Origin of the sequence: Novosphingobium sp. Fuku2-ISO-50 (genome assembly GCF_001519055.1) — a bacterium.
GTDB lineage: Bacteria > Pseudomonadota > Alphaproteobacteria > Sphingomonadales > Sphingomonadaceae > Novosphingobium.
Window position 1 is genome coordinate 545128 of the sequence record NZ_KQ954286.1, and the last position, 26337, is coordinate 571464.

Annotated in this window: 24 protein-coding genes and 3 tRNA genes; 14 read left to right on the top strand and 13 right to left on the bottom strand. The window is 63.4% G+C overall.

Going from position 1 to position 26337, the window contains the following annotated elements; genetic code table 11:
- The first annotated feature begins 63 nt into the window (after positions 1 to 63).
- From ilvB to ilvC, 3 genes are read left to right on the top strand one after another with little or no spacing between them, the layout of a single operon-like run.
- On the top strand, positions 64 to 1812 hold the full coding sequence (gene ilvB / locus AQZ50_RS05315) for a biosynthetic-type acetolactate synthase large subunit (RefSeq protein ID WP_067743522.1): 1749 nt from the start codon (positions 64 to 66) through the stop codon (positions 1810 to 1812).
- A gap of 14 nt (positions 1813 to 1826) precedes the next feature.
- Entirely contained in the window at positions 1827 to 2345 is a 519-nt protein-coding gene (gene ilvN, locus AQZ50_RS05320; RefSeq protein WP_067743525.1) for an acetolactate synthase small subunit, read from the top strand.
- 52 nt (positions 2346 to 2397) lie between these two features.
- A complete protein-coding gene (gene ilvC, locus AQZ50_RS05325) occupies positions 2398 to 3417 on the top strand; it encodes a ketol-acid reductoisomerase (protein WP_067743528.1) in 1020 nt (339 codons plus the stop codon).
- A gap of 67 nt (positions 3418 to 3484) precedes the next feature.
- Here the strand turns inward: ilvC and AQZ50_RS05330 are convergent, their stop codons facing one another.
- Positions 3485 to 4612 carry an epoxide hydrolase family protein gene (locus tag AQZ50_RS05330; protein ID WP_067743531.1) on the bottom strand — a complete coding sequence of 376 codons (1128 nt, stop codon included), beginning with the start codon at positions 4610 to 4612 and terminating at the stop codon, positions 3485 to 3487.
- Positions 4613 to 4900: 288 nt separating this feature from the next.
- Between AQZ50_RS05330 and leuA the strand changes: the two genes are divergently transcribed.
- From leuA to AQZ50_RS05345, 3 genes are all read left to right on the top strand, one after another.
- A complete protein-coding gene (gene leuA / locus AQZ50_RS05335; RefSeq protein ID WP_067743536.1) occupies positions 4901 to 6574 on the top strand; it encodes a 2-isopropylmalate synthase in 1674 nt (557 codons plus the stop codon).
- A 127-nt stretch (positions 6575 to 6701) separates the two neighbouring features.
- Positions 6702 to 7751: an amidohydrolase family protein gene (locus tag AQZ50_RS05340; protein ID WP_067743539.1), complete on the top strand. Its 1050-nt coding sequence runs from the start codon at positions 6702 to 6704 to the stop codon at positions 7749 to 7751.
- A 91-nt stretch (positions 7752 to 7842) separates the two neighbouring features.
- Positions 7843 to 8823, top strand: coding sequence for an NAD(P)H-dependent flavin oxidoreductase (locus AQZ50_RS05345; RefSeq protein WP_067743542.1), 981 nt, complete (start codon positions 7843 to 7845; stop codon positions 8821 to 8823).
- 23 nt (positions 8824 to 8846) lie between these two features.
- On the opposite strand, the gene AQZ50_RS05350 is transcribed toward AQZ50_RS05345, so the two are convergent.
- From AQZ50_RS05350 to AQZ50_RS05360, 3 genes are all read right to left on the bottom strand, one after another.
- Positions 8847 to 9365: an AHH domain-containing protein gene (locus AQZ50_RS05350; protein ID WP_082703421.1), complete on the bottom strand. Its 519-nt coding sequence runs from the start codon at positions 9363 to 9365 to the stop codon at positions 8847 to 8849.
- 108 nt (positions 9366 to 9473) lie between these two features.
- Positions 9474 to 10247, bottom strand: coding sequence for a hypothetical protein (locus AQZ50_RS05355; RefSeq protein WP_067743545.1), 774 nt, complete (start codon positions 10245 to 10247; stop codon positions 9474 to 9476).
- An 87-nt stretch (positions 10248 to 10334) separates the two neighbouring features.
- Positions 10335 to 10832, bottom strand: coding sequence for a flavodoxin family protein (locus AQZ50_RS05360; RefSeq protein WP_067743935.1), 498 nt, complete (start codon positions 10830 to 10832; stop codon positions 10335 to 10337).
- A 386-nt stretch (positions 10833 to 11218) separates the two neighbouring features.
- Here AQZ50_RS05360 and recJ point away from each other — a divergent pair, with 386 nt between their 5' ends.
- From recJ to phoB, 8 genes are all read left to right on the top strand, one after another.
- Positions 11219 to 12994, top strand: coding sequence for a single-stranded-DNA-specific exonuclease RecJ (recJ, locus tag AQZ50_RS05370; RefSeq protein WP_067743938.1), 1776 nt, complete (start codon positions 11219 to 11221; stop codon positions 12992 to 12994).
- A 165-nt stretch (positions 12995 to 13159) separates the two neighbouring features.
- A tRNA-Glu gene (locus AQZ50_RS05375) sits at positions 13160 to 13234 on the top strand.
- Positions 13235 to 13295: 61 nt separating this feature from the next.
- A tRNA-Glu gene (locus AQZ50_RS05380) sits at positions 13296 to 13370 on the top strand.
- Positions 13371 to 13439: 69 nt separating this feature from the next.
- A tRNA-Glu gene (locus tag AQZ50_RS05385) sits at positions 13440 to 13514 on the top strand.
- A 63-nt stretch (positions 13515 to 13577) separates the two neighbouring features.
- Positions 13578 to 13790, top strand: a complete 213-nt coding sequence (locus AQZ50_RS05390; protein ID WP_067743550.1) for a hypothetical protein — start codon at positions 13578 to 13580, stop codon at positions 13788 to 13790.
- A 92-nt stretch (positions 13791 to 13882) separates the two neighbouring features.
- Positions 13883 to 15139, top strand: coding sequence for a sensor histidine kinase (locus AQZ50_RS05395; RefSeq protein WP_082703422.1), 1257 nt, complete (start codon positions 13883 to 13885; stop codon positions 15137 to 15139).
- A gap of 128 nt (positions 15140 to 15267) precedes the next feature.
- The gene (gene phoU, locus AQZ50_RS05400) at positions 15268 to 15954 is read left to right on the top strand and encodes a phosphate signaling complex protein PhoU (RefSeq protein ID WP_067743941.1); all 687 of its coding nucleotides are present in this window, start codon (positions 15268 to 15270) and stop codon (positions 15952 to 15954) included.
- A gap of 129 nt (positions 15955 to 16083) precedes the next feature.
- A complete protein-coding gene (gene phoB, locus AQZ50_RS05405; RefSeq protein ID WP_067743553.1) occupies positions 16084 to 16773 on the top strand; it encodes a phosphate regulon transcriptional regulator PhoB in 690 nt (229 codons plus the stop codon).
- 13 nt (positions 16774 to 16786) lie between these two features.
- Here phoB and AQZ50_RS05410 read toward each other — a convergent pair whose 3' ends face one another.
- The 9 genes from AQZ50_RS05410 to AQZ50_RS05450 form a co-directional block, all read right to left on the bottom strand.
- Positions 16787 to 17065, bottom strand: a complete 279-nt coding sequence (locus AQZ50_RS05410) for a DUF1467 family protein (protein ID WP_067743556.1) — start codon at positions 17063 to 17065, stop codon at positions 16787 to 16789.
- A gap of 32 nt (positions 17066 to 17097) precedes the next feature.
- Positions 17098 to 18693 carry a ribonuclease J gene (locus AQZ50_RS05415; RefSeq protein WP_369801387.1) on the bottom strand — a complete coding sequence of 532 codons (1596 nt, stop codon included), beginning with the start codon at positions 18691 to 18693 and terminating at the stop codon, positions 17098 to 17100.
- 103 nt (positions 18694 to 18796) lie between these two features.
- A complete protein-coding gene (locus AQZ50_RS05420) occupies positions 18797 to 19576 on the bottom strand; it encodes a type III pantothenate kinase (RefSeq protein ID WP_067743943.1) in 780 nt (259 codons plus the stop codon).
- Entirely contained in the window at positions 19576 to 20292 is a 717-nt protein-coding gene (locus AQZ50_RS05425) for a biotin--[acetyl-CoA-carboxylase] ligase (protein ID WP_197412380.1), read from the bottom strand. The genes AQZ50_RS05420 and AQZ50_RS05425 overlap by 1 nt, the downstream gene beginning before the upstream one ends.
- Positions 20293 to 20299: 7 nt before the next feature.
- Positions 20300 to 21766 (bottom strand): NADH-quinone oxidoreductase subunit NuoN, encoded by a 1467-nt coding sequence (gene nuoN / locus AQZ50_RS05430; protein ID WP_067743564.1) that lies wholly within the window; start codon positions 21764 to 21766, stop codon positions 20300 to 20302.
- Positions 21766 to 23310, bottom strand: a complete 1545-nt coding sequence (locus tag AQZ50_RS05435) for an NADH-quinone oxidoreductase subunit M (protein WP_067743568.1) — start codon at positions 23308 to 23310, stop codon at positions 21766 to 21768. Before AQZ50_RS05435 ends, nuoN begins: the two co-directional genes overlap by 1 nt.
- Positions 23307 to 25355, bottom strand: coding sequence for an NADH-quinone oxidoreductase subunit L (gene nuoL / locus AQZ50_RS05440; RefSeq protein WP_067743571.1), 2049 nt, complete (start codon positions 25353 to 25355; stop codon positions 23307 to 23309). The genes AQZ50_RS05435 and nuoL overlap by 4 nt, the downstream gene beginning before the upstream one ends.
- A 10-nt stretch (positions 25356 to 25365) precedes the next feature.
- Positions 25366 to 25671 carry an NADH-quinone oxidoreductase subunit NuoK gene (gene nuoK / locus AQZ50_RS05445; protein WP_067743574.1) on the bottom strand — a complete coding sequence of 102 codons (306 nt, stop codon included), beginning with the start codon at positions 25669 to 25671 and terminating at the stop codon, positions 25366 to 25368.
- 46 nt (positions 25672 to 25717) lie between these two features.
- Positions 25718 to 26335 carry an NADH-quinone oxidoreductase subunit J gene (locus AQZ50_RS05450; protein WP_067743575.1) on the bottom strand — a complete coding sequence of 206 codons (618 nt, stop codon included), beginning with the start codon at positions 26333 to 26335 and terminating at the stop codon, positions 25718 to 25720.
- Positions 26336 to 26337: the final 2 nt, after the last annotated feature.

Sequence of the window (26337 nt, forward strand, 5' to 3'; positions counted from 1 at the left end):
GCTGTTTTTCATCGGCGGATGGGTCTATCGGCCCGCATTTCCGCCAAATTGGGGAATAAACCTGTGAACACCGAGCGCAGCGGCGCGGAAATCCTGGTCGAAAGTCTGGTCGCCAAGGGAGTCGAATTCGTGTTCGGCTATCCCGGCGGCGCAGTGCTGCCGATCTATGACGCGCTGTTCGGCGAAGAACGCATCCGCCATATCCTCGTCCGTCACGAAGCCGGCGCGGCGCATGCGGCCGAAGGCTATGCGCGCGCGACCGGCAAGCCCGGCGTCGTGCTGGTGACGTCGGGCCCGGGCGCGACCAATGCGGTCACCGGGATTGCCGATGCGTTCATGGATTCGATCCCGCTCGTCGTCATCACCGGGCAGGTTCCCACCGCCCTGATCGGCACCGACGCGTTTCAGGAGGCCGATACCGTCGGCCTGACCCGCCATTGCACCAAGCACAACTATCTGGTGAAAGATCCGGCGGATCTCGCCGGGATCGTCGACGAGGCGTTTCATATCGCTACCGCCGGTCGCCCCGGCCCGGTCGTCATCGACATTCCCAAGGACGTGCAGATCGGCCTCGCGCACTGGAACGGTCGCCCGCCGCAGCGCCGCACGCGTTATGCCCCGCAGACCACCGCCGCATCGGCCGACATTGCGCAAGCCGTCGCGATGATCGCCGCTGCTGAACGCCCGATTTTCTATACCGGTGGCGGGATCATCAACGCCGGCCCCGCAGCCAGCCGTGCCTTGCGCGAATTTCAGAAGCTGACCGGCGCGCCGGTGACTTCGACGCTGATGGGCCTCGGCGCCTTTCCGGCGGGCGATCCGGCCTGGCTCGGCATGCTCGGCATGCATGGCACGTATGAAGCCAATATGGCGATGAACAAGGCCGACCTGATCATCGCGCTGGGCGCTCGGTTTGACGACCGGGTCACCGGGCGGCTCGACGCTTTTGCGCCCAACAGCGCGAAAATCCATGTCGATATCGATCGCGCCTCGATCAACAAGACGGTCCATGTCGATCTGCCGATCGTCGGCGATTGCGCGGTCGTGCTCGAACAGATGATCGAGGCATGGCTCGAAACCGGCCACACTGCCGTCGATCAGGTCGAATGGTATGCCCATATCGACGGCTGGCGCGCGCGCCAGAGCCTTTCCTATCCGTCGCGCGGGCAGGAAATCATGCCGCAAAAGGCGATCGAGCGGCTGTATGAGCTGACGCGCGACCGCGATCCGGTGATCAGCACCGAAGTCGGCCAGCACCAGATGTGGGCCGCGCAGCACTTTCACTTCACCGGGCCCAACAAGTGGCTGACGTCGGGGGGCCTTGGCACGATGGGCTATGGCTTGCCTGCCGCCATCGGCGCGCAGGCCGGTTGCCCCGATTCGCTGGTCATCGACATTGCCGGCGACGCCTCGATCCAGATGAACATTCAGGAAATGGGCACCGCGACGCAATACCGCCTGCCGGTCAAGGTCTTCGTGCTCAACAACGAATGGATGGGCATGGTCCGCCAGTGGCAGGAACTGACGTACGAAAGCCGCTATTCCAATTCCTATTCGGACAGCCTGCCCGATTTCGTGAAGCTGGCCGAAGCGTATGGCTGGAAGGGCATTCGCATCACCACGATGGATGAACTCGATGCCGGGATTCAGGCGATGATCGATCATCCCGGCCCGGTCTTCGTCGATTGCCTGGTGGTCAAGGAAGCCAACTGCTTCCCGATGATTCCGTCGGGCGCGGCGCATACCGACATGATCCTCTATGGCGACGAAGTTGCCGGGACGATGGACGACACCGCCAAGGCGCTGGTCTGAGGGGGACACACACCATGAACTGTACCACCATCGAGGCCGAAGAACGCCACGTCCTGACCATCACCGTCGATAACGAAGCGGGGATTCTCGCCAAGATCGCCGGTCTGTTCACCGCGCGCGGCTACAACATCGACAGCCTGACCGTGGCCGACATCACCGACAACCACGACCTGAGCCGGATCACCATCGTCACGCACGGCCCGCCGTCGATCATCGATCAGATCCGCGCGCAGCTCGAACGGCTGGTGCCGGTACACAAAGTCGTCGATCTGACCGAAGTCGGCCCCTATATCGAGCGCGAACTGGCGCTGATCAAGGTCGTCGGCACGGGCAATATCCGCGTCGAAGCGCTGCGCGTGGCGGACATCTTCCGCGCCAAAGTGGTCGACACGACGACATCGAGCTTTGTCTTCGAGCTGACCGGGTCGCCCGACAAGATCGACACGTTTGTCGCGCTGATGAAAGAGCTCGGCCTTGTCGAAGTGGGCCGCACCGGCGTTGTCGGCATGGTCCGCGGCAAGGAAGCCGCCTGATTTCCTTAACTTTTCAAACTCATCCAGACCCTTTTTGCAGAACGGAACCGACATGAAGGTCTATTACGACGCCGACGCCGATCTCAACCTGATCACCGACAAGAAGATCGCCATCGTGGGCTATGGCAGCCAGGGCCATGCCCATGCCCAGAACCTGCGCGATTCGGGCATCAAGAACGTCGCGATTGCGCTGCGTCCGGGTTCGGCGAGCGCCGCCAAGGCAGAAGCAGCCGGCTTCAAGGTTCTGCCCAATGCAGAAGCGGCCGCCTGGGCCGACATCCTCATGATTCTCGCGCCCGACGAACATCAGGCCGCGATCTATGCCGACGACATTCACGCCAATCTGCGCCCCGGCGCGGCGCTGGCGTTTGCCCACGGGCTCAACGTGCATTTCGGCCTGATCGAGCCGCGCCCCGATGTCGACGTGATCATGATCGCGCCCAAGGGTCCGGGCCACACCGTGCGCGGCGAATATGTCAAGGGCGGCGGCGTGCCCTGCCTGATCGCCGTGGCGCAGGATGCCACCGGCAATGCGCATGACATCGCGCTCGCTTATGCCTCGGGCGTTGGCGGCGGTCGTTCGGGCGTCATCGAAACCAATTTCAAGGAAGAATGCGAAACCGACCTGTTCGGCGAACAGGCCGTGCTCTGCGGCGGTTTGACCCACCTGATCCAGGCCGGGTTCGAAACGCTGGTCGAAGCCGGCTATGCCCCGGAAATGGCCTATTTCGAATGCCTTCACGAAGTGAAGCTGATCGTCGACCTGATGTATGAAGGCGGCATCGCCAACATGCGCTATTCGATCTCGAACACCGCCGAATATGGCGACATCACGACGGGTCCGCGCCTGATCACCGCCGAAACCAAGGCGGAAATGAAGCGCGTTCTGGCCGACATTCAGCAGGGCCGCTTCGTCAAGAACTTCGTGCTCGACAACCGCGCCGGCCAGCCCGAGCTGAAGGCCGCACGCAAGGCCGCCGCCGCGCACCCGATCGAAAAGACCGGCGCTGCACTGCGCGCCATGATGCCCTGGATCGGCGCCAACAAGCTGGTCGACCAGACCAAGAACTGAGCATCACGCCCATCGAGCCCCTTCCCTCGCGGGAAGGGGCTTTTTTTGTGTCAGCGCATCTTTTCTGTCAACGCATCAGGGCAAAGGCCTTGCGCAGTTCGTCGGCGAAAGCTTCGGGCTGTTCCCAGGCGGCGAAGTGGCCGCCTTTGTCCAGTTCGTTCCAATAGACCAGATTGGTGCAGTGGCGTTCGACCCATTTGCGCGGGGCGGGCAGGATTTCCCTGGGGAACACGCTGCACGCCACCGGCATGGTGATGTCTTGCGGGGCAAAACTGCCAAAGCTTTCCCAATAGAGCCGCGCCGATGACGCGCCGGTCGCCGTCAGCCAATAGAGCATCAGATTGTCGATGATCGAGACGCGGCTGAGCGAGTCTTCGGGCTTGCCCGCATTGTCGGTCCAGGCCCCCATCTTTTCATAGATCCATGCCGCAAGGCCCACCGGCGAATCGACCAGGCCATAGCCGACCGTCTGCGGGCGAGTGCGCTGCTGCGTCGAATAGCCCGAATCCCATTCCTGATAGTGCTGCAATGCGGCCAGGGCGCGCAGTTCGTCCGGCCCCGGAGCGACGAGGTCTTCGGGCAAGGGCCGCGCGATCGGCATGTTGAGGTGGATCCCCGCGCAGCCGGGAATGGCCTGCCGCCCGATCTGCGTCGTCACCGCCGCCCCCCAGTCGCCGCCTTGCGCAAACCAGCGATCATAGCCCAGCCGCGCCATCAGCACGCCCCAGGCCCGCGCGATCCGCTCGACGCCCCAGCCCGCTTTGTCCGGTTTACCCGACAGCCCATAGCCGGGCAGGCAGGGGATCACGCAATGAAACGCATCGGCAGCATCCTGCGGATCGGTCAGCCGCGGGATCACCTCGCGAAATTCGAGAATCGAGCCCGGCCAGCCGTGGGTCAAAAGCAACGGTGTCGCGTTTTCATGACGCGAACGGACATGCAGAAAGCGAATGGCCACACCGTCGATCACCGTGCTCGACAGCCCTTGCGCATTGATCCACGCCTCGGTCCGCCGCCAGTCGTAATCGTGGCGCCAGGTCGACACGAAATCCTGCAACGCGGCCAGCGGCACGCCTTGCGACCAGTCATCGACGGTCTCTCGCTCGGGCCAGCGCGTCGCGTCGATCCGCGTACAAAGATCGACAAGCGCCGTTTCGGGCACGGCAAGGACATAAGGTTCGACAAGACCGTTCATCGGGCACTATCCTCTTCCCGTCGGGGTCAATTTCGTTGCCCCGGCTTGCTTTCATTCTGGACAATCCGCGCTCGATTGACCATAGCCTTGGACCATGACGCGCTTGTCGAACCTTACCCTGCGACTTATCCGCCCTTGGGCGTGAGCTGACGCGTCGGTTTCGCGGCGCGCACGGCGCCCAGGGGACTTGCACCACATCGATGTGCCGATAGAGCCCGTTTTAGCAGCCCCCTGTTTCGCGGGCATCGGCACAGTATTTGCAACATTCCGGTTCCAGAGCATCATCCCATGTCCATGCTGAAAAATCCCTCGGTCAAGTACCGTCCCTTCCCGCAAGTTCCGCTGACCGACCGTCAGTGGCCCAGCCGCACCATCACCAAGGCGCCGCGCTGGCTGTCGACCGACATGCGCGACGGCAACCAGTCGTTGATCGACCCGATGGACGCCGAAAAGAAAGCGCGGTTCTTCGACTTGCTGCTCAAAGTCGGGCTCAAGGAAATCGAGGTCGGTTTCCCCAGCGCCGGGGCGACCGAATATGATTTCATCCGCGGTCTCGTCGATCAGGGGCGCATTCCCGACGATGTTTTTGTCCAGGTGCTGACCCAGTCGCGCGAAGACCTGATCAAGACCTCGTTCGAAAGCCTCGCCGGCGCCAAACAGGCGATCGTTCACGTCTACAACGCGGTCTCGCCGCTGTGGCGCGAAGTCGTGTTCGGCATGTCCCAGGCGCAGATCCTCGACATCGCCCGCGCCGGGGCCTCGTTCCTGCGCGATCAGGCGGCGCGCTTTCCGCAGACCGACTGGCATTTCGAATATAGCCCGGAAACCTTTTCGACCGCCGAACTCGATTTCAGCATCGCGGCGTGCGAAGCGGTGATGGAGATCCTCCAGCCGACAGTCGAAAAGCCGATCATTCTCAATCTGCCGGCGACGGTGGAGGCGGCAACGGCAAACATCTATGCCGACCAGATCGAATATTTCTGCCGCAATCTGCCCGGCCGTGACCGCGCGGTGATCAGCCTGCACACGCACAACGACCGGGGTACCGGCGTCGCGGCGGCGGAGCTGGGCATGATGGCCGGCGCCGACCGCGTCGAAGGCTGCCTGTTCGGCAACGGCGAGCGCACCGGCAACTGCTGCCTGGTTACGGTCGCCTTGAACATGTACACGCAAGGCGTTGATCCGGAACTGGATTTTTCCGACATCGATCACGTTATCCAGACGGTCGAATATTGCAACCAGCTGCCCGTGCCCGAACGTCATCCTTATGGCGGCGAACTGGTCTTCACCGCCTTTTCCGGCAGCCATCAGGACGCGATCAAGAAAGGCTTCGCCGCCCAGGAACGCCGCAACGACCAGCTCTGGGCGGTGCCCTATCTGCCGATCGACCCCGCCGATCTCGGCCGCAGCTATGAAGCGGTGATCCGGGTCAATTCGCAAAGCGGCAAGGGCGGCTTTGCCTGGGTGCTCGAACAGGATCAGGGGCTCAAGCTGCCCAAGAAAATGCAGGCCGATTTCAGCCGCCATGTGCAGGCGCTGGCCGACGAACTGGGCCGCGAACTTCATGCCGACGACATCTGGGCCGTGTTCCGCCGGGCCTATCGCCTTGACGCGCCACAGCATTTTCAACTGATCGACTATGAAGAAGCCAAGGCCAGCGACGGCACCCGCGTCTTTGCGGGCAAGATCACGGTCGACGGCAAAGTGCAGTCGGTCAGCGGGCGCGGCAACGGGCTGATCTCGTCGGTCATCGCCACGCTTCGCGAAGGGTTTGGCATCGCCATCGATGTGCGCGACTATTCCGAACACGCGCTGACCGGCGGCAGCGATGCGCGCGCAGCGGCCTATGTCGAATGCGTAACGCCCGAAGGCAAAGTGGTCTGGGGCGTCGGCATCGACGAAGACGTCGCCACCGCCAGCGTCCGCGCGATCCTGTCCGCCGCCAACGCAGTCCGCGCCTGAACCGAATTGCGGGGGGCTCGATCGGGCTCCCCGCACAAATTCAATCAACCGCTTAAAGCGGCTTGCGACCCACGCCGTTTCAGCCATAGTTCCCGCCAGGGCCGAACGGCCAACTGCGGGAGTGACCATGTCCGAAGCAATTCTCGAGCCCGACCTGCCGATCATCGATCCGCATCACCACTTGTGGGACTTGCGGCAATTGCTGCCCCATTTCCCCGAGCCGCAGCACCCGTTCATCGCCGCGATCGCCCGTGCGCCCTATTACACGTTCGACCAGCTCCACGCCGACGTGACCACCGGGCACAATGTGATCGGCACGGTATTCATGGAATGCGGCGCATTCTACAACTGCGACGGCGATCCCGCGCTCAAGTCGGTGGGCGAAGTCGAATTCGTCAATGGCGTCGCCGCACAAGGCGCAAGCGGGCTCTATGGCGCCTATCGCCCTTGCGCGGCGATCGTCGGCCATGCCGACCTGACCCGCGGCGACGGCGCACGCGATGTGCTCGAAGCATTGGTCGCCGCATCGCCCCGGTTTCGCGGCATTCGCCACTCAGGCGCGTGGGATGCCGATCCCGACGTGCTGGGCCCTCCGTTTCATGCGCCGCAGGGGCTGTTTGGCGATGAGGCGTTCCGCGCGGGGTTTCGGCACCTTGGCGAGCTTGGCCTGACATTCGACGCCTGGGTGCTCGAACCGCAGCTAGACGACGTGATCGCGCTCGCCCGCGCCTTTCCCGATCAACCGATCGTGCTCGACCATTGCGGTACGCCGCTCAACATCGCCAGTTATCACGGACATCTGCACGAACGTTTCGACATCTGGCGGACGAAAATCCGCGCGCTGGGCGAATTGCCCAATGTCTGCGTCAAACTGGGCGGGCTGGCCATGGCGTTCTGCGGCATGCCCGAGCAAGGACCGGCCAAAGGTCTGGGTTCGCAAGTTCTGGCTGCGCTGTGGCGACCCTATATCGAAACCTGCATCGATGCCTTCGGCCCGGAACGCGCCATGTTCGAAAGCAATTATCCGGTCGATCTGTGGGGCGCCGACTACGCGACTTTGTGGAATGCGTTCAAACGCCTTTCCACCGGCGCCTCGGCGGGCGAAAAGCGCGCGCTGTTCGCCGGAACCGCCGCTCGCGTCTATGGCATCGAAAACATTTTGCCGCCACCGGCCTGATACCCCGTTCAAGGGTTTGACAAACCGGGGCGCAAGCGGATAGCGATGCGTTTAATCGATCACTTAAATTACACGACGAGAGAGAGCAACGATGCCCCTTCCCCCGCTTTTCGCCAATCTGCGCCTGCCGGTGATTGCTTCGCCGCTGTTTCTGATTTCCGGCCCCGAACTGGTGATCGCGCAATGCAAGGCCGGCGTTGTCGGCAGCTTCCCCTCGCTCAACGCCCGCCCGATCAGCCAGCTCGACGAATGGCTGCATCAAATCACCGAGGAATTGGCCGCGCACAACCGCGCGCATCCCGACCGCCCGGCGGCACCCTTTGCGGTCAACCAGATCGTGCACAAGACCAACAACCGGCTCGAAGAAGACATCGCGCTGTGCGGCAAATGGCAAGTGCCGCTGCTGATCACCTCGCTCGGCGCGCGCGAGGATGTCTATCAGGCCGCACACAGCTGGGGCGGGATCGTCCTGCATGATGTGATCAACAATCGCTTTGCGCGCAAGGCGATCGAAAAGGGCGCCGACGGCCTGATCCCGGTCGCTGCTGGCGCCGGCGGCCATGCCGGGGCGCAATCGCCGTTTGCACTGGTTCAGGAAATCCGCACCTGGTTCGACGGACTGGTCGCGCTGTCGGGGGCGATCGGGCATGGTCGCTCGATCCTTGCCGCGCAGGCGGTGGGCGCCGATCTCGCCTATATCGGCTCAGCCTGGATCGCCACTCACGAGGCACGCGCAATCGACGCCTACAAGCAGGCGATCGTCGATTCCGGGGCAGACGATATCGTCTATTCGAACCTGTTTACCGGGGTTCACGGCAATTACTTGCGCTCATCGATCGTGGGCGCCGGGCTCGATCCCGATCACTTGCCCGAAAGCGACCCGTCGAAAATGAACTTCGGCTCGGGAGGCAATACCGAGGCCAAGGCATGGAAAGACATCTGGGGCTCGGGCCAGGGCATCGGCACGATCAAGGCGGTTGAAACCGTTGCGGAACGCGTGGCCAAATTCGAAGCCGAATATCGTGCCGCCGCCGCCGCGCTTGCCGCCAACAGCGCGCCGTTTCTGAAATAGCAGAGGATCAGGCCGAGACGTTATCAGGCAGAAACTGGCTCGGTAGCCGTCCACAGCGCCTCGGCCATGCGGTCGAGGTGGCTGAAATCGAGCGCAGGATCACGCGCGTTGAGCACTTTGCCGCGCCAACGGGCGGGATCGAGCAGACGTCGGCGCAGCGCGCGCTGCAACACGTCGATGCGCATCAACGCCTCGACCATGGCGCGGTTATCGGGCCCTTTGCGACGGCGCTTTTGCCACCCGGCCTCGATCTGCCCCATGCGCTCGATGACCAGACCATTGTAGGAATGGTGCGGCCCGCGATGCAGCGGCAGACCAAGCCGAACCGCTTCGTCGTCGGTCGCGGGCAATAGCAGGCCGTTGCGCCGAAAGTCATGGAATCCGAAAGCACCCGCCCCGATCTCATCGATCAGGCCGGCCACGCCGCGCACATCGAGCAATTGCCGTGGCAGAACATGATGACGCTGCAAGCCGGCACAATACCCGGCACTTCCGGGCACATTGACCGACCGAAATGGCAACGCCGCGCGCGGCGACTTCATTGAGCGGACATCTCCAGATCCCCCACGATTACGGGAATCACGCTGCGCTGTACGGGTAAACAAACCATTGCCGAAAACGGGATCGTCCGGCTTGGTGCCAAATCGGTGCTAAAGACTGCGCGCGCGCAAGCTGTTAGGCCCTTCAGGCTCAAGCAGAACTGTACCAAATCCGGCCAGTTCCACTTCGCGTCGGCTATCGACGGGGCCATGCGCAACCAGCCAGTCGGTCAACCGCATGGCCCCGCGCACATCGGATTCGCGCAGATTTCCGTCCTTGCCCGAAAAGACGAACTCCTGCCCGACGAAATAGGACAAGCCCCGGCTGGCATAGCCAAGCTCCGAGCGCGCCAATCCGGTCAACGCCAACGCGGGAAACGGGCCACCCTTCAACCAGATACCGATCGCTTCGGCAAACCAGGCCGGTGACATCGTCAGTCGCGCCGGCAACCATGCGATGGCCCGGATCCCCGGCAGCTCCGACAGGGCCAGCATCAGCCCGGCGAGCACCCGCACCACCGGCAGCAATTGCCCCGCCCCGGCAAGATGCGCCCCCGGCCCCAGCGTCACCAGCGCATGATCGGCAACGGCGAAATCGCCCGGCAGCGCGACCAGTTGCAGCGCGGTATCCATCCGCAAGGGGGCGCCCGGACCACAACCAAGGCAATCGAAAGTCAGCCCATCAAGAAACAGTTCCGCCAGCCCCGCACCGGCATCAAGGTGCGTGACGCCAAATATGCGCCTTGTCCGGGCCAGTTCCTCGAGCTCGGCCAGCGCCGGACGCGAAGCAGGATCGAACAACAACCCGGCGACAGGCACAAGCGCCGATCCTCTGGCCGAGCCGGTCTTTCGCCTTTTTGAATCGCGTTCTTCTGTTGCCGCCATCAATCGATCCCGGCCAGTTCCGCACAGGCCAATACTACAAGTTGAGTCCGCTGCGGGCGCGATCCCGGTCTTGCCGCAACCAAAAGGTCAGAATATGCCAAGTTGCAAGCCCGCAGCGAACGACCGTCCCAATTCACGACAGCTTTGCTGAACGTTACCTGACAACCGTTTCGGCGCGGTGATCGCTTCGGGCGTATCGCCCCCGAACCGCATGATCAGCGAGGGCGCAACGCGTCGCAGCCTCCAGCCGGCGACAATGCGGTCGATCTGCGCCTCGGCCCCCTGTCCGGCATTCCCGGCAGCAATCGCCGTGGCATAAGGGCGCCCCTCTGTCCGGCCGATCACCGCGTAGAACGTGCGATCAAAAAACTCCTTCATTTCACCGCTGATCGTGCCGAGATTTTCCGGACAGACAAACAGATAGCCCGCCGCGGCCAGGACATCGTCGGCCCCGACCTCGCGCGCGCGCATCAGGCGCGCGGCACCAACGCCTTCTTCATCCGCCCCCGCCAGCGCGGCCTCGGCCATCGCCTGCGCCGCGCCGGTTCGGCTGTGCCAGATGATCAACAGGACGGCGGGGGGCATGGTCGCAAATGTCAAAATCTTGAAATCCACTAAAATCAAAGGTTTCGAGTGATCCGAAAAGATTCTGACATTTGCGCACCACTTTGCCGATAGCCGTAGCAAATATCAGAATCGGACCACCAGGGGCACCCGTCGCCATTGCTCGCGCCATTCAGCGCACCCCCGGTCAATGCGCCGTCGATCATGCCGCCCAGCCCGCCGAGAAAATCCAGAATGCCAAGCCATATCCGGTCCCCTTTGTTCCCCGCGAGACCCCCACCCCGATCCTGCGACATTTTGCGACAGCTTTACCGCGATGCGTTTCGCAAGGCCATGCTCTTTTGCTTGCGCCCGTGATCGTCTAGATGCCTGCGGATGCTTCATCACCCGCCGACGACCACCGCTTCATGACCCCTGTCACCGCGATCGACCGCTCGCTCTCGGGGCAGGCCTGGCGCTGGCGCGGCGGCAACATGGACCTTGCCGGAGATGGCCTGACCGCCGGTAATGACCTCGTTGACCAATTGCTGCTGTCGCGCGGGGTCGACCGGTCCGAACTCGATCGCCATCGCCGCCCGACCTTGCGCGAATTTCTGCCCGATCCGTCGATTTTTCGCGACATGGACAAGGCCGCCGCCCGTCTGGCCGATGCGATCGTGTCGGGCGAGGCGATCGCGGTCTATGGCGATTACGACGTCGACGGCGCAACCAGCGCGGCTTTGCTGATCCGCTTTCTCCAGCTTTGCGGCAGATCGGCACGCGCCTATATCCCCGATCGTCTGCTCGAAGGCTACGGCCCCACGGGCGAAGCGCTCGTGCGCCTGGGCGCCGAAGGCGCGGAGCTGGTGATCACCGTCGATTGCGGCGCAATGGCGCACGATGCGCTGGCCATGGCTGCCAAGGCCGGGGTCGCAGTGATCGTGGTCGATCATCACAAATGCGCGACCGAGCTGCCGATAACCGTGGCGCTGGTCAATCCCAACCGGCTCGACGAAAGCGACGAGGCCGCCGCTTATGGCCATCTGGCCGCCGTCGGCATGGCGTTCCTTCTGGCCATCGCCACCGCGCGCGATCTGCGTCAACGCGGCTATTTCGGCAAAGGCGCCCCGCCCGACCTGATGGGACTGCTCGATCTGGTCGCGCTGGGCACCGTTGCCGATGTCGCGCAATTGCGCGGGCTCAATCGCGCGCTCGTGGCGCAAGGGCTGAAAGTCATGGCCCGGCGCGACAATGTCGGGCTCGCCGCGCTGATCGATGCCAGCCGGATCAATCGCCAGCCGACGTGCAGCGATCTCGGCTTTGCGCTGGGCCCGCGCATCAACGCGGCGGGGCGGATCGGCGATTCCTCGCTCGGCGTGCGCCTTTTGACAACCGCCGACCCGGACGAGGCGGCAACGATCGCCGCAAGCCTGTCGCAGCTCAACGATGAACGGCGCGGCATCGAGCAAGTCGTGCAGGAAGCGGCCGAGGCATGCCTGGCGCTGGCCGGCGATACATGCGTTCCCGTGCTCGCCGGATCGGGCTGGCACCCCGGGGTGATCGGCATTGTCGCCGGGCGGATCAAGGAAAAGACCGGCAAGCCGACCTTGGTCATCGCGCTCGACGCCGACGATGCCGGGCATGGCAAGGGGTCGGGCCGTTCGATTTCCGGAGTCGACCTTGGCGCAGCGGTGATCGCCGCGCGCGAGGCCGGGTTGCTGGTTGCAGGCGGCGGTCATGCGATGGCGTGCGGGCTGACCGTTGCGCCCGACCGGCTCGATGCCTTGCGCGCGTTTCTCGACGAGCGCCTGGCGCGCGACGTGGCGCGTGCGCGCACGGCGCAGACGCTGTTGCTCGACCTCTCGCTGGCTCCGGGCGGGCTGACTCCCGATCTGGTCACTTCGCTCGATGCAGCCGGGCCGTTCGGCGTCGGCTGGCCCGGCCCGCGCATCGCGATCGGCCCGGTGCGGCTGGTCAAAGTCGATCTCGTCGGACAGGATCATGTCCGCATGGTCGCCGCAGGCAACGATGGTCGCTCGTTCAAGGCGATCGCCTTTCGCGCGGCGTCGACCGAACTGGGCCAGGCCCTGCTCCATGCGCCGAAAGGGCGCCAGTTCTGGCTGGCCGGGCGTGCGCGCATCGATGACTGGGCGAGCCGGCCTGCCGCAGAACTCCATGTCGAAGACGCAGCCTTCGCCGATTGAACGCGGCAAGTTGAACGCGGCCCTTTAAGCGCGGCACTTTAAACGCGGCAGGGCGCCTCGAAACAGCCGATCAACCCGCTGATGACAATCGCTGTCAAATATGGGTTGACGCACCGGGATAGAGCCAATAGAGGCGCGGGCCTGCCCAGCGGCGGCATGCCCGGCGGCCCCTTCGTCTAGCGGTTAGGACGCGGCCCTTTCACGGCTGAAACACGGGTTCGATTCCCGTAGGGGTCACCATACTGCCGGTTTCGACTTGTCCGTCGAGCCGATTGCAAGCCTCCGGTCGGCATGCCTTCATGGCCCCTTCGTCTAGCGGTTAGGACGCGGCCCTTTCACGGCTGAAACACGGGTTCGATTCCCGTAGGGGTCACCATCGGCAATGTGCTGTGGTGAATATAGTCCGGGTTCCGGGACCACGGGTATGATACGACCTGTCGATACAGGCCCCTTCGTCTAGCGGTCAGGACGCGGCCCTCTCACGGCTGAAACACGGGTTCAATTCCCGTAGGGGTCACCAGGACGCCTGGAACCGGTGCCTGACGGATGCAAGCACCGCCTGCCCCCTTGATGACGGGCCCTCATGGAACTTCAATCGCTCATCCTCGGTCATCCGCTGCTCGCTGCCGCCGCGATCGCCGGAGCCGTCGCGCTGTTTGGCGCGATCCGCGACCGCATGCACAGCCGCCGCCGCGATCTCGACAAAGTCTCGCTGATTGCCTGGGGCAAAGTCTCGGCCCTTGCGCTGATCGTGGCAATCGCCTGCCTCGCCAAGGGCCTGCGCACCGGGTGGTGATCGCCAATCGGCATGATTGCGCGCATGATCTGTCCATAATCAGTAACCTGGCACTGGTACGCCGAAGGTTACCCTGACAAGATGCCCCCCCGATGACCGCCAATCTTACAAACCCGCCTGAACATACCATGTCGTTTTTCGGCCTGCCGCCGCTGCCCTGGACGGGCATTGCCGTCGCCTTGGTCGCAGGCGCGGTCATGCTGCTGGCGGGGGCCGGGCTGGTCCTGACGATCGGGGTCGTGCTGGTCTGGACAGTGACGCTCTGGCTGACGCAGCCCGCCCCCCTGGTCGAAGTGCGCATGGTCGAAGTCGGCAGTTTGTCGCGACAGGCGATGATCGATCTGATCGAGCCGTTTGGCGTACCGGTACTGATGCTCGACGGCCAGCGCATCGCGGCCGCCAATGCCGCCGCCCGCGCCGAATTGGGCGGTCACATCATCGGCCAGGACGCGCGCGTGGCGCTGCGCCATCCCGAAGCGATCACTCTGCTCGACACGCGCGAAGGCAGCGTCACGGTGCGCGGGCTGACCGGGCCGCGCAGCATCTGGCAAGTGCGGCGTGTCGCGGTAGACGACCGCCTGTCGCTGATCGAACTGGTCGACAAGACCGCCGAAGCCGACATCAGCCGCGCCCACACCGATTTCGTTGCCAATGCCAGCCACGAACTGCGCACCCCGCTTGCGTCGATCATCGGCTATATAGAAACGCTGGCCGATCCCGATGCGCGGATCGATCCGGCGACAACCGCGCGCTTTCACGCGACTGTGTTGCGCGAAGCCAAGCGGCTGCAACACCTGGTCGAAGATCTCATGTCGCTGTCGCGGATCGAGGCGGAAAAGCACGACATCCCGCGCGATTTGATCGATCTTGGCCAGATGGCCGCTTCGATCGGCGGCGAAGTCGGCGCGACGGTGGGCGACAATCGCATTGTCGTTGTCACCGAGGACGCCATGGTGCGGGGCGATCGTCAGCAACTCGATCAGGTGATCCGCAACCTCGTCGACAATTCGATGAAATATTCCGATCCGGCGCGCGCGGTCGAATTGCGCGTGGTGCGGCGCGGCCATGAAGCCGTCCTGAGCGTGACCGACCATGGCGAGGGCATTCATCCCGACCATATTCCGCACCTCACCCGCCGGTTCTATCGCACCGATCCGGGGCGCAGCCGCGCGGCAGGCGGCACCGGCCTTGGCCTTGCCATCGTCAAACACATCGTCGAGCGCCATCGCGGCAAGCTCGACATCACCAGCAAGCTCGGCCTTGGCACGACCGTCACGATCCGCCTCGGCCTGATCGAGCAGCCGCACCGCCTCCCCGCCCCGGCATCCGGTGATCAGTCCATGGTATAAGCCATTCGTTCAAATGGATGTGGCAAACCCATCGTCACAGCCGTCCGGCATCTTCACAAATCTTCGCAATAGCCGCACGAAGTATGGCAACAGCGGTCGGACACACCGATCAGCACGGAAAGGGGCCCATGGTCGCTGAACACACCGTCAAGGCATTCGACGAGGACATGACCCGCCTCAGGGGGCTGATCGCGGAAATGGGCGGGCTGGCCGAACTGTCGATCACCGAGGCCATGGATGCGCTGGTCGGCGGCAACGAAGATCTGGCCGCCAGGGTGATTGCCCGCGACCGGCGCATCGACATGCTGGAAAGCGAAGTCGACCGGCTGTCGGTCCGCGTTCTGGCCTTGCGCGCGCCGATGGCCGACGATCTGCGCGAAGTCATCGCTGCGCTGAAAATCGCCGGAGTCATCGAACGCATCGGCGACTATGCCAAGAACATCGCCAAGCGCGTCGGCCGTATCGAGGGGCACAAGCGATTCGAGCCGCTGACACTGCTGCCGATGATGAACGAACTGGCCGGCGACATGGTGCATGACGTCCTGACCGCCTATGCCGCGCGCGATCCGGTCGCCGCCGCCGAAATCGTCCAGCGCGATGCCAAAGTCGACGCCTTTTACGACAGTGTATTTCGCAATTTTGTGTCATATATGGTCGAAAATCCGGCGACAATCGGCAGCGTCGCCCAACTGCTGTTTGTGGCGCGCAATATCGAACGGATCGGCGATCAGGCGACGAACATCGCGGAATTGGTCCATTATGCCGCGACCGGTATCTATTTGCCCGAGCGCGAAGAAGTGCCCCCGCCAGGCTGAACGCACAGGATTGAAAGAGGCGGTGCGCAACGCAGTTGCCGCATCGTCATAATGCCGTAACATTGCTGGTGTCTGCGCAACGTGCCGAGAGCGGGCTCAACGCCCGGCTCAGAACGGGGAAATCATACCATGTCCGCGCCCAAGCTGCTCCTGGTCGAGGATGACACCGCGCTCGCGGAGCTCGTCGAATATCGCTTTCGCGGCGAAGGCTATGACGTGCGCACCACCGACGATGGTGACGAGGCGCTGTTGCTGGCCGCCGAGGACACCCCCGATCTCGTCCTGCTCGACTGGATGATCGGCGGGACCAGCGGGATCGAAGTCTGCCGCCGACTGCGCCGCCAAAAGGCGACCGCGCATGTCCCCATCATCATGCTGACAGCGCGCAGCGACGAAGACGACCGCGTGCGCGGGCTCGAAATCGGCGCCGACGACTATGTTACCAAGCCATTCTCCCCGCGCGAACTGATCGCCCGCGTCGGCGCGGTCTTGCGCCGTGTGCGCCCGGCCCTCGCGGGCGAGACGATCACCGTGGGCGACCTTGCGCTCGACCCCACCGCACACCGCGTCACGCGTCAGGGCGAATCGATCAAGATCGGCCCGACCGAATTTCGCCTGCTGCGCCATTTCATGGAACACCCGGGCCGCGTCTTTTCGCGCGGTCAACTGCTCGACGCCGTTTGGGGCAGCGGCAGCGACATCGAACTGCGCACGGTCGATGTTCACATCCGCCGCCTGCGCCAGGCCATTGCCATCCCCGGTGCGCCCGACCCGGTACGCACGGTTCGCTCGGCAGGCTACGCGCTCGAAGGAGTATAAAGGCTCCGATCCCTCACTTCACCAGACCAAGCCACGGCGAGATGTCAAGATCGTCAAGCGTGATCCACTGGTGCACATAGTTGGCGTAGTAAAGCCCGAACAGCACCAGCGCGACCACCGTCGCGCGGCGCACGATCAGCCGCGGGCGGAAATTGCCCGGCGCGCTGTGGACCTGGCCAGCCACTTTTTCCAGCCCGAGTTCGTCGTGTGTCCGGATGCCGAAAGGCATGACCAGAAACGCCGACAGCACCCAGAACAGCGTGAAAATCGCCACGATCGAGGTCCAGCGCATTCCCGGTCTCCCTAATCCCTGCCCAAACGCGCTCAGTGTGCGCGAAGCATGACCTGCACCATCGGCTTGCGACCGATCCAGCGTTGACCGCAGCGGCGTATCGCCAGACGGACCGCTTCGGCAATCGCTCCGCGATCACGGCGGCGATCGCCTTTGAGCTTGGCGACGGCTTCGGCGGCATCGACTTGCGCTTCGGCGACAAAGCCTTCCATGTCCTCGTCGAGCGGGATGCCGATCGTCGCCACTTCGACGGGCGAGACTTGCTTGCCCTCGGGATTGACCGCCAGCGCGACGGTGATCAGCCCCATCTGCCCCAGCTTGCGCCGCGCAGACATCGCTTCGCCATCGGCGGGCGCAATGATGTCACCGTCGAGCACGAACCGACCGGACCGCACTTCGGACACCTTGTGCGGGCCCTTGGGCGCGAGCCGGATCAGATCGCCGTTTTTCTGAAGGATCGAGCGCGGAATACCTTCGGCCAGCCCCAGTCGCGCCTGTTCGTCCATGTGGCGCAGTTCGCCATGAACGGGCACGAGGATTTCGGGGCGGATCCACTTGTAAAGCTCGATCAGTTCGGGGCGTCCGGGATGGCCCGAAACATGGATCATCGATTGCCGATCGGTGACAACGCGCACGCCCTTGGCCACCAGCGTGTTGTGAATGCGCCCGATCTGCAATTCGTTGCCCGGGATCTGCCGGCTGGAAAAAACCACCGCGTCGCCCGCTTCGAGCTTGATCGGATGCGAATCCCCGGCAATCCGCGCCAGCGCCGCGCGGGCCTCGCCCTGCCCCCCGGTGGCCAGGATCAGCACTTCGCCGCGCGGCAGGTCCATCGCCCGGTCCATCGGCACGCATTCGGGAAAGTCTTTGAGATACCCGCTGGCCTTGGCCGCCGCGATGATCCGGTCGAGCGAACGCCCGGCGACGCACAGCCGCCGCCCGGTCTGCTGCGCCACCCAGGCCAAAGTCTGCAACCGCGCGACATTCGAGGCAAACGTGGTCACGACCACGCGCCGCCCCTTGAGCCCCGCCACGGTTTCGAGCAGCCCGTCGCGGACCGCGCCTTCGGACCCGGAGGCCTTGGCATTGAACACATTGGTCGAATCGCACACCAGCGCGAGCACGCCTTCATCGCCGATCGCGGTCAGTTCGGCGGGCGTCGCCGGCACACCGATCTGCGGCGCATCGTCAAGCTTCCAGTCGCCGGTGTGAAACACCCGGCCATAAGGCGTGTCGATGACCAGCGCATTGCCTTCGGCGATCGAGTGCGCCAGCGGGACATACCGGATGTCAAACGGCCCCAGCGCCACGCTCCCGCCGTTTTCAACGATATTGAGCTCGACGTCGTTCTCGATCCCCGCTTCGACCAGCTTTTCATGGACCAGTCGCGCGGTAAACGGCGTAGCATAAAGCGGCACGCCGAGATCCTGCGCGAAATAGGGCACAGCGCCGATATGATCCTCGTGCGCATGGGTCAGCACGATGCCGACGAGATCCTTGAGGCGTTCCTCGATGAATTCCAGATCGGCAAAGACCAGATCGACCCCCGGATACCACGGGTCCGAAAACGTCATGCCGAGATCGACCATCAACCATTTGCCGTTGCAGCCATAAAGGTTGACGTTCATCCCGATTTCGCCCGATCCACCGAGCGCCAAGAACAGCAATTCTTTTCCGGGCTTCACGTAAATTCCTGATCACTAAACTTGGGGCGATGTCCGACCGCCACGGTTAATCTTTTACCCGTTCGGCCAGCAGGGCAAGCCCGTCAAGCGTCAGGTCCGTTTCGACATGGTCGAAGATGGTGGTGTGGTCGTGGAACAACACCGCAAGGCCCCCGGTCGCGACGACCGTGACAGGGCGGCCGATCTCTGCCCGCAGCCGCGCGATCAGGCCTTCCATCATCGCCACATAGCCCCAGAACACGCCGATATGCATGGCGTCCTCGGTGTTGCGCCCGATCACGCTGCCATTGGCACGCGGCGCCTCGATGGCAATGCGCGGAAGGCGCGCGGCGGCATTGACCAACGCTTCGAGCGAAAGGTTGATCCCCGGCGCGATGATCCCGCCCTTGTAGGTGCCCTCGCCGTCGATCACGTCGAATGTCGTCGCCGTCCCGAAATCAACCACGATCAGATCGCCGGGAAAGCGCTCATGCGCCGCCATCGCATTGACCGCCCGGTCCGCGCCGACCGAACGCGGCTGATCGACATCGATGCGCAAGGTCCATTCGACAGGCGGCTCGCCCGCGATCAGCGCATCCTGATGAAAATACTTGTTCGACAGAACCTGGATATTGTGGAGCGCGCGCGGCACCACGGTGGACACGATCACGCGCTTCACACAATCGGGCGAAAACCCCTGCAAATGAAGCAGTTGTAATAGCCAGACGGCATATTCGTCAGCCGTGCGCCGGGGATCGGTGGCAATGCGCCAGCGACCGAGAATTTCGCGCCCGTCGATCAGCGCAAAGACGACATTGGTGTTTCCAACGTCAACCGCCAGCAGCATCATTCCCCCACGAGTTCAATATCGCCCGCGTGGATGGCACGCCGTTCACCATCCGCCAAGCGGAGAAGCGCGGCGCCATCGGGATCGAGCCCGGCAAAGCCGCCGATGATCACCCCGGCATCGCGATCGCGTACCGACAGCAGCGTACCCCGCGGATGCGCGCGCGCCAACCAGTCTTCGCGCAAGGCGGGCCAGCCCTGCCGATGCCACAGGGAAAGTGCGGCATGCCATTCGTCGGCCAGCGCCGCGGCAAACACATCGCGCGAGACGGCACGGCCCAATGCAGCCAGCGCCACAGTCGGTCGGTCAGGCAAGGCCGGGGCCTGCACCAGATTGACCCCAATGCCCACGACAACCGCATCGCCATTGCGTTCAAGCAGGATGCCGGCAAGCTTCGCCCGATCGACCAGTACATCGTTGGGCCATTTGAGCCGCATGTCCGGCAACGCACCGACCAGCGCCTCGAGTGTGCGATGCAGGGCCACACCCGCCACCAATGACAATGTCGGCGCAGGCGGATCATCAGCCCCGACCGAGGCCACGGTCGAGCCCATGAAATTACCGTGCCCGTCGCTCCACTGCCGCCCGGCGCGACCGCGCCCCGCGCTCTGGCGATCGGCAACCAGCCAGTATCCCTCCCCGATTGCTTCGCCCCCGCCAAGGCGCGCCAGAAGCGCGCTGTTGGTCGAGAGGATTTCGGCGACGGTTTCGATCAAGGCCGGATCAGGACAAGCGGAACAGCGCTGCCGCCGCATTGCCGGCGAGACCGCCGAGCCAGCGGGTCAGCAAATAGCCGAGCGGCGAGAGGAACAGCGTCGACGCGGTCAGCAGCACCAGGTTGGCAAACTCGCTGCCCCCACGCACTTTGTCGACCACATCGTCGAAATAGAGCACTTTCACCACTTTGAGGTAGTAAAACGCGCCGATCACCGATGCCGCAATACCGAGCGCCGCCAACACGACAAGATGCGCCTGCACCGCCGCCTGGAACACCAGGAACTTGCCCCAGAAGCCGAACAGCGGCGGAACACCGGCGAGGCTGAACATCACCACCGCAAGCGCGGCGGCAAGCCCCGGATGCGTGCGCGACAGGCCGCCAAGATCGGCAATCGATTCGATCGCCTTGCCTTGCGCATCGCGCAGCGCCAGCACCACGACGAACGCAGCAACCGAAGTCACGACATAGATCGCCAGATAGACCAGCGTCGCCGAAGCGCCCGCCTGGGTCCCGGCGGCAAGACCGATCAGCATGAAACCGACATTGTTGATCGACGAATAGGCAAGCAGCCGCTTGATATTGTCCTGCCCGATCGCGCCGAGCGCACCGATCACGATCGACAGGAGCGAGGCAAAGATCACGATCTGCTGCCAGGCGCCCGGCTGCGCGCCAAACGCCCCCAGGCTCACCCGCATCAGCAGCGCGAGCGCCGCCGCCTTGGGCGCCGTGGCAAAAAACGCGGTGACCGGCGTCGGCGCGCCTTCATAGACGTCGGGCGTCCACATGTGGAACGGCGCGGCGCTGATCTTGAACGCAAGACCCGACAGCACGAAGACCAGCCCGAAGGTCGCACCGACCGACAGCGGCCCTGCGCCAAACGCGGCACGGATGCCGTCGAACGACGTCGTCCCGGTAAAGCCGTAAGTCAGGCTGATACCATAGAGCAGGATGCCCGAAGCGAGCGAGCCGAGCACGAAATACTTCAGGCCCGCCTCGGCCGAGCGCCCGTTGCTGCGCAAGATTGCCGCGAGCACATAGGAAGCCAGGCTGTTCAGTTCGAGCCCGATATAAAGCGTGAGCAGGTTGTTGGCCGAAACCATGATCCCCATGCCCAGCGCCGCGAGCAGCACGAGCAGCGGAAATTCAGCCCGCAAACCGCCCTCACGCTCAAAAAACGCGGGCGCAACGATCAGCGCGACACCGGCACCGAGATAGATCAACAGCTTGGCAAATGCAGCGAAAGCATCGAGCCGGACATGGCCTTCGAATGCCAGCGACGCGCTTCCGCCGACGCTGCCAAGCAGAGTGGGCAGGGCAATCGCCGCCGCGCCGACGAGCACGGCAAACGCCGCAATCGCAATGCCGCGCCCGGCCTTGTCGCCACCCCACGCCGCCACGAGCAGGAGCACGAGGCCCGCGCTGCTGATCAGCTCTTCTGCCGAGACGGCAGCCAGCGAGTGGATGAAATCCATTACTTCACCCCCTTCAACTGAGCAGCAGCAAGCGCTGCGGATGCAGCAGTCGCAGGCGCACCGATCTTCACGTCAGCATCTCCCTTGGGCTTGGCGATGGCGACGCGCGCCTCGACCACCCCGATGTCCTTGCGCATCGGCGCAATGAACGATTCCGGATAGACCCCCATCCACAACACGGCAGCGGCCATCGGCACCATCATCGCCCACTCGCGCCCGTCGAGATCGAGCATCGATGCGGCATCGGCGTTCTTCTGTTCGCCAAAAGCCACGCGGCGATAGAGATAGAGCATATAGGCCGCGCCCAGAATGATCCCGGTGCCCGAGATCGCCGCCACCCAGCTCGATTCCTTGTACACGCCAAGCATCGAGAGGAATTCGCCGACGAACCCGCTCGTCCCCGGAAGGCCGATCGACGCCATCGTGAACAGCAGCAGGAACAGCGCGTAATAGGGCATGTTGATGGCCAACCCGCCGTAGCGGACGATTTCGCGCGTGTGCAGCCGATCGTAGATCACCCCGACAGCCAGGAACAGCGCGCCCGCCACGAGGCCGTGGCTGAGCATCACCACCATCGAGCCTTCGAGACCCTGGCGATTGAAGGCAAACAGCCCGACCGTGACGATCGCCATGTGCGCGACCGAGGAATAGGCGATCAGCTTCTTCATGTCGGCCTGAACCAGCGCGATCAGCGAAGTGACCACTACCGCCACCATCGACAGACCCCACACCAGCGGCGCGAAATGCGCAGAGGCAATCGGGAACATCGGCAGCGAGAAGCGAATGAAGCCGTAGCCGCCCATCTTGAGCAGAACGCCGGCCAGGATCACCGAGCCGCCGGTCGGCGCCTGAACGTGCGCGTCAGGCAGCCAGGTATGGACCGGCCACATCGGCATCTTGACGGCGAAGCTCGCGAAGAAGGCAAGGAACAGCCAGGTTTGCGCCTGCGCCGGGAAATCATACTGCATCAGCGTCGGGATGTCGGTCGTGCCTGCCACGTTGACCATCCAGAACATCGCGATCAGCATCAGCACCGAGCCGAGCAGCGTGTAGAGGAAGAACTTGTAGCTGGCGTAGATCCGCTCCGCGCCGCCCCAGATCCCGATGATCAGATACATCGGGATCAGCCCGGCTTCGAACATGATGTAGAACAGGAACAGATCCTGCGCCGCAAACACGCCGATCATCAGCGTTTCCATCAACAGGAACGCGGCGTAATATTCGCCCGCGCGCTTTTCGATCGAGTTCCAGCTCGCACCGATGCAGATCGGCATGAGGAACACGGTCAGCTCAAGCAGCACCAGCGCGATGCCGTCGATCCCGAGCTTCCAGGAAAAACCGGCAAAGATGTCGGCGCGTTCCTGAAACTGCCATTGCGCGCCGCCGACGTCGTAATGCGTCCACAGCACCACGCCGAGCGCGAAATCGATCAGCGTCGCGACGAGCGCGATCATGCGCGCCGTTTCGCGGCCGGTCTTGAGGCTGAACACGGCACCGACCAGCGGCACCAGCAACATGAACGAAAGGATGGGAAAGCCGGTCATCGTGCAATCACCCAGCTGATCGCGCCGACAAGGCCGACGAGCATGACCAGCGCATAGCTGTAGAGGTATCCGGACTGGAGCCTGACGGCCCCGCGGCTGGCGAGAGCGACGACCTTTGCGGCGCCGTTCGGACCGAAGCGGTCGATGATCCCGATGTCGCCCACCTTCCAGAATACCCGGCCCAGCCACAGGGCGGGACGGACGAAGATGACGTCATAGAGCTCGTCGAAGTACCACTTGTTGAGCAGGAAACGGTGGAGGAAACCGAACTGCCGGACAAATGCTGCCGGGAACGCCGGGTTCAGCACATAGGCATACGTCGCGATGGCCAGACCGGTCAGCATGACGCCTGCCGGTGCCAGCTTGACCCAACCCGGCACATGGTGCGCGGCATGGAGCAAGGCTTCGTCAAAGACCAGCGCACCCTTCCAGAATTCGCCGGTGCCTTCGCTCAGGAAGAACGGGGCGAACACAAACCCGGCAAACACCGCGCCAACGGTCAGCAGGATCAACGGCACCAGCATGTTGAGCGGGCTCTCATGCGGGTGATAGCCCAATGTGCCGTCGCTGGCATGCGCGTGGTCATGATCGCCGTGCCCATGCGCATGGTCATGACCATGATTATCGTGCCCATGCGCATCATGCGCTGCGTGCTGGATATGCTCCGACTGTTCCCAGCGCGGTTTGCCGAAGAACGTCAGGTACACCAGACGCCAGGAATAGAAGCTGGTCAGCAGCGCGGCAAAGATGCCCATCGCGAAAGCGAACATGCCGACTTCGGTACCACGGGCAAAAGCCGCTTCGAGGATCGCGTCCTTCGAATAGAACCCGGCAAAGCCGAACACGTCGTCGATGCCGACCCCGGTGATCGCCAGCGTACCGGCGGTCATCGCGGCAAAGGTCAGCGGGATTTTCTTCCACAGCCCGCCATAGTACCGCATGTCCTGTTCATGGTGCATGGCATGGATCACCGAGCCCGCGCCGAGGAACAGCAGCGCCTTGAAAAAGGCGTGGGTAAACAGGTGGAACATCGCCGCGCCATAGGCGCCGACACCGGCTGCAAAGAACATGTAGCCGAGCTGCGAACAGGTCGAATAGGCGATCACGCGCTTGATGTCGGTCTGCGTCGTGCCGACCGTCGCGGCAAAGAAACAGGTCAGCGCGCCGATCACGGTGACGAAATGCAGGGCCGTCGGACTTTGTTCGAACAGCGGCGACAAACGGCACACCATGAACACGCCGGCGGTCACCATCGTCGCCGCGTGGATCAGCGCCGACACCGGGGTCGGGCCTTCCATCGCGTCGGGAAGCCAGGTGTGCAGCCCAAGCTGCGCCGATTTGCCCATCGCGCCGATGAACAAGAGGATGCACAGCACCGTAGCCGTGTCGAAGCGATAGCCCAGAAAGCCGATCGTCGAACCGGCAAGACCCGGCGCATCATGCAGGATCTGCGGGATCGAGACCGTGCCAAACACCAGGAACACGCCGAAAATGCCGAGCATGAAGCCAAGGTCACCGACACGGTTGACCACAAAGGCCTTCATCGCGGCAGCATTGGCACTGGGCTTGCGAAACCAGAACCCGATCAGAAGGTACGAGGCGAGCCCCACCCCTTCCCAGCCGAAGAACATCTGGACCAGGTTGTTCGCCGTCACCAGCATCAGCATGGCGAAGGTAAACAGCGAGAGGTACGCGAAAAAGCGCGGCTGATCCGGCTCTTCGCTCATGTAACCCCATGAGTAGAGGTGAACGAGCGCCGAAACACTGGTGATCACCACCAGCATGACCGCAGTCAGCGTATCAACCCGCAAGGCCCAGGCAAAATCGAGATCCCCCGACTTTACCCAGCTCAGGATCGGTGTGACGCTCGCCTCGGCATGGCCGCCGAGAAACGAGCAGAAAATCGGCCAGGACAACCCGCACGCCAGGAACAGCGCGCCAGTGGTCAGGAGCTTGGCCGGAACGGCCCCGAGCGCCTTGTTGCCGAGCCCGGCGATGATCGCCGCAATCAGCGGCGCAAAGACGATGATCTGGATGGAAGACATCTGGATTCTCTCAGCCCTTCATCCGGTTGACGTCATCGACCGCGATCGTGCCGCGGTCACGGAAATAGATGACGAGGATAGCCAGCCCGATCGCCGCTTCGCCCGCCGCAACGGTCAGCACGAACATCGCGAAGATCTGCCCGACAAGATCGTGCAGGTACGCCGAGAACGCGACCAGATTGAGGTTTACCGACAGGAGGATCAGCTCGATGGCCATCAGGATGATGATGACATTCTTGCGGTTCAGAAAGATGCCGAGCACGCCGAGCACGAACATGATCGCGCTCACGACGACATAGTGGCCGATACCAATCACGAGCGTAGCTCCCTGGAAATCCGCTCACCCTGAGCTTGTCGAAGGGTCACAGCGACACCCCCTTGCCGATTTCGGGTTTCACGTTGATCGTCGCCTCTTCGGGGCGGCGGGCGACTTGCTTCGAAACGTTCTGGCCGCGCACATCGCTGCGCTGGCGATGGGTCAGCACGATCGCGCCGATCATCGCGACAAGCAGGATCATGCCGGCCGCTTCGAATTCGAAGAGATAATGCGTATAGAGCAGAGCGCCGATCGCTGCGGTGTTGGACAGACCGGCAGGAACCGCCGAAACGCTCGCCGCGTTGCCGATCGCGAGGTCACCGGCGCTGCGCACCAGAATGCCGACGAACAGTTCAACGAACAGCACGACACCCAGCACCACACCGAGCGGCGCATTGCGGATGAATCCGGCACGCATTTCGGCAAAGTCGATGTTGAGCATCATCACGACAAACAGGAACAGGACCGCAACCGCGCCGACATAGACGATGATCAGCAGCATCGCGATGAATTCGGCGCCTGCAAGCACCATCAGCCCGGCAGCGTTGAAGAACGCGAGGATCAGCCACAGCACCGAATGGACCGGGTTGCGCGCGAGGATGGTGACCGCCCCGGAGGTGATCATCATGGTCGCAAAGAGGTAGAAGGCAATTGCCTGGATCATGG

Excerpts from the sequence above, each read along its gene's own strand:
- ilvN (WP_067743525.1), top strand. The coding sequence starts at position 1,827 with ATGAACTGTACCACCATCGAGGCCGAAGAACGCCACGTCCTGACCATC.
- ilvC (WP_067743528.1), top strand. The coding sequence starts at position 2,398 with ATGAAGGTCTATTACGACGCCGACGCCGATCTCAACCTGATCACCGAC.
- AQZ50_RS05330 (WP_067743531.1), bottom strand. The coding sequence starts at position 4,612 with ATGAACGGTCTTGTCGAACCTTATGTCCTTGCCGTGCCCGAAACGGCG.
- leuA (WP_067743536.1), top strand. The coding sequence starts at position 4,901 with ATGTCCATGCTGAAAAATCCCTCGGTCAAGTACCGTCCCTTCCCGCAA.
- AQZ50_RS05340 (WP_067743539.1), top strand. The coding sequence starts at position 6,702 with ATGTCCGAAGCAATTCTCGAGCCCGACCTGCCGATCATCGATCCGCAT.
- AQZ50_RS05345 (WP_067743542.1), top strand. The coding sequence starts at position 7,843 with ATGCCCCTTCCCCCGCTTTTCGCCAATCTGCGCCTGCCGGTGATTGCT.
- AQZ50_RS05350 (WP_082703421.1), bottom strand. The coding sequence starts at position 9,365 with ATGAAGTCGCCGCGCGCGGCGTTGCCATTTCGGTCGGTCAATGTGCCC.
- AQZ50_RS05355 (WP_067743545.1), bottom strand. The coding sequence starts at position 10,247 with ATGGCGGCAACAGAAGAACGCGATTCAAAAAGGCGAAAGACCGGCTCG.
- AQZ50_RS05360 (WP_067743935.1), bottom strand. The coding sequence starts at position 10,832 with ATGCCCCCCGCCGTCCTGTTGATCATCTGGCACAGCCGAACCGGCGCG.
- recJ (WP_067743938.1), top strand. The coding sequence starts at position 11,219 with ATGACCCCTGTCACCGCGATCGACCGCTCGCTCTCGGGGCAGGCCTGG.
- AQZ50_RS05390 (WP_067743550.1), top strand. The coding sequence starts at position 13,578 with ATGGAACTTCAATCGCTCATCCTCGGTCATCCGCTGCTCGCTGCCGCC.
- AQZ50_RS05395 (WP_082703422.1), top strand. The coding sequence starts at position 13,883 with ATGACCGCCAATCTTACAAACCCGCCTGAACATACCATGTCGTTTTTC.
- phoU (WP_067743941.1), top strand. The coding sequence starts at position 15,268 with ATGGTCGCTGAACACACCGTCAAGGCATTCGACGAGGACATGACCCGC.
- phoB (WP_067743553.1), top strand. The coding sequence starts at position 16,084 with ATGTCCGCGCCCAAGCTGCTCCTGGTCGAGGATGACACCGCGCTCGCG.
- AQZ50_RS05410 (WP_067743556.1), bottom strand. The coding sequence starts at position 17,065 with ATGCGCTGGACCTCGATCGTGGCGATTTTCACGCTGTTCTGGGTGCTG.
- AQZ50_RS05415 (WP_369801387.1), bottom strand. The coding sequence starts at position 18,693 with ATGAACGTCAACCTTTATGGCTGCAACGGCAAATGGTTGATGGTCGAT.
- AQZ50_RS05420 (WP_067743943.1), bottom strand. The coding sequence starts at position 19,576 with ATGCTGCTGGCGGTTGACGTTGGAAACACCAATGTCGTCTTTGCGCTG.
- nuoN (WP_067743564.1), bottom strand. The coding sequence starts at position 21,766 with ATGGATTTCATCCACTCGCTGGCTGCCGTCTCGGCAGAAGAGCTGATC.
- AQZ50_RS05435 (WP_067743568.1), bottom strand. The coding sequence starts at position 23,310 with ATGACCGGCTTTCCCATCCTTTCGTTCATGTTGCTGGTGCCGCTGGTC.
- nuoL (WP_067743571.1), bottom strand. The coding sequence starts at position 25,355 with ATGTCTTCCATCCAGATCATCGTCTTTGCGCCGCTGATTGCGGCGATC.
- AQZ50_RS05450 (WP_067743575.1), bottom strand. The coding sequence starts at position 26,335 with ATGATCCAGGCAATTGCCTTCTACCTCTTTGCGACCATGATGATCACC.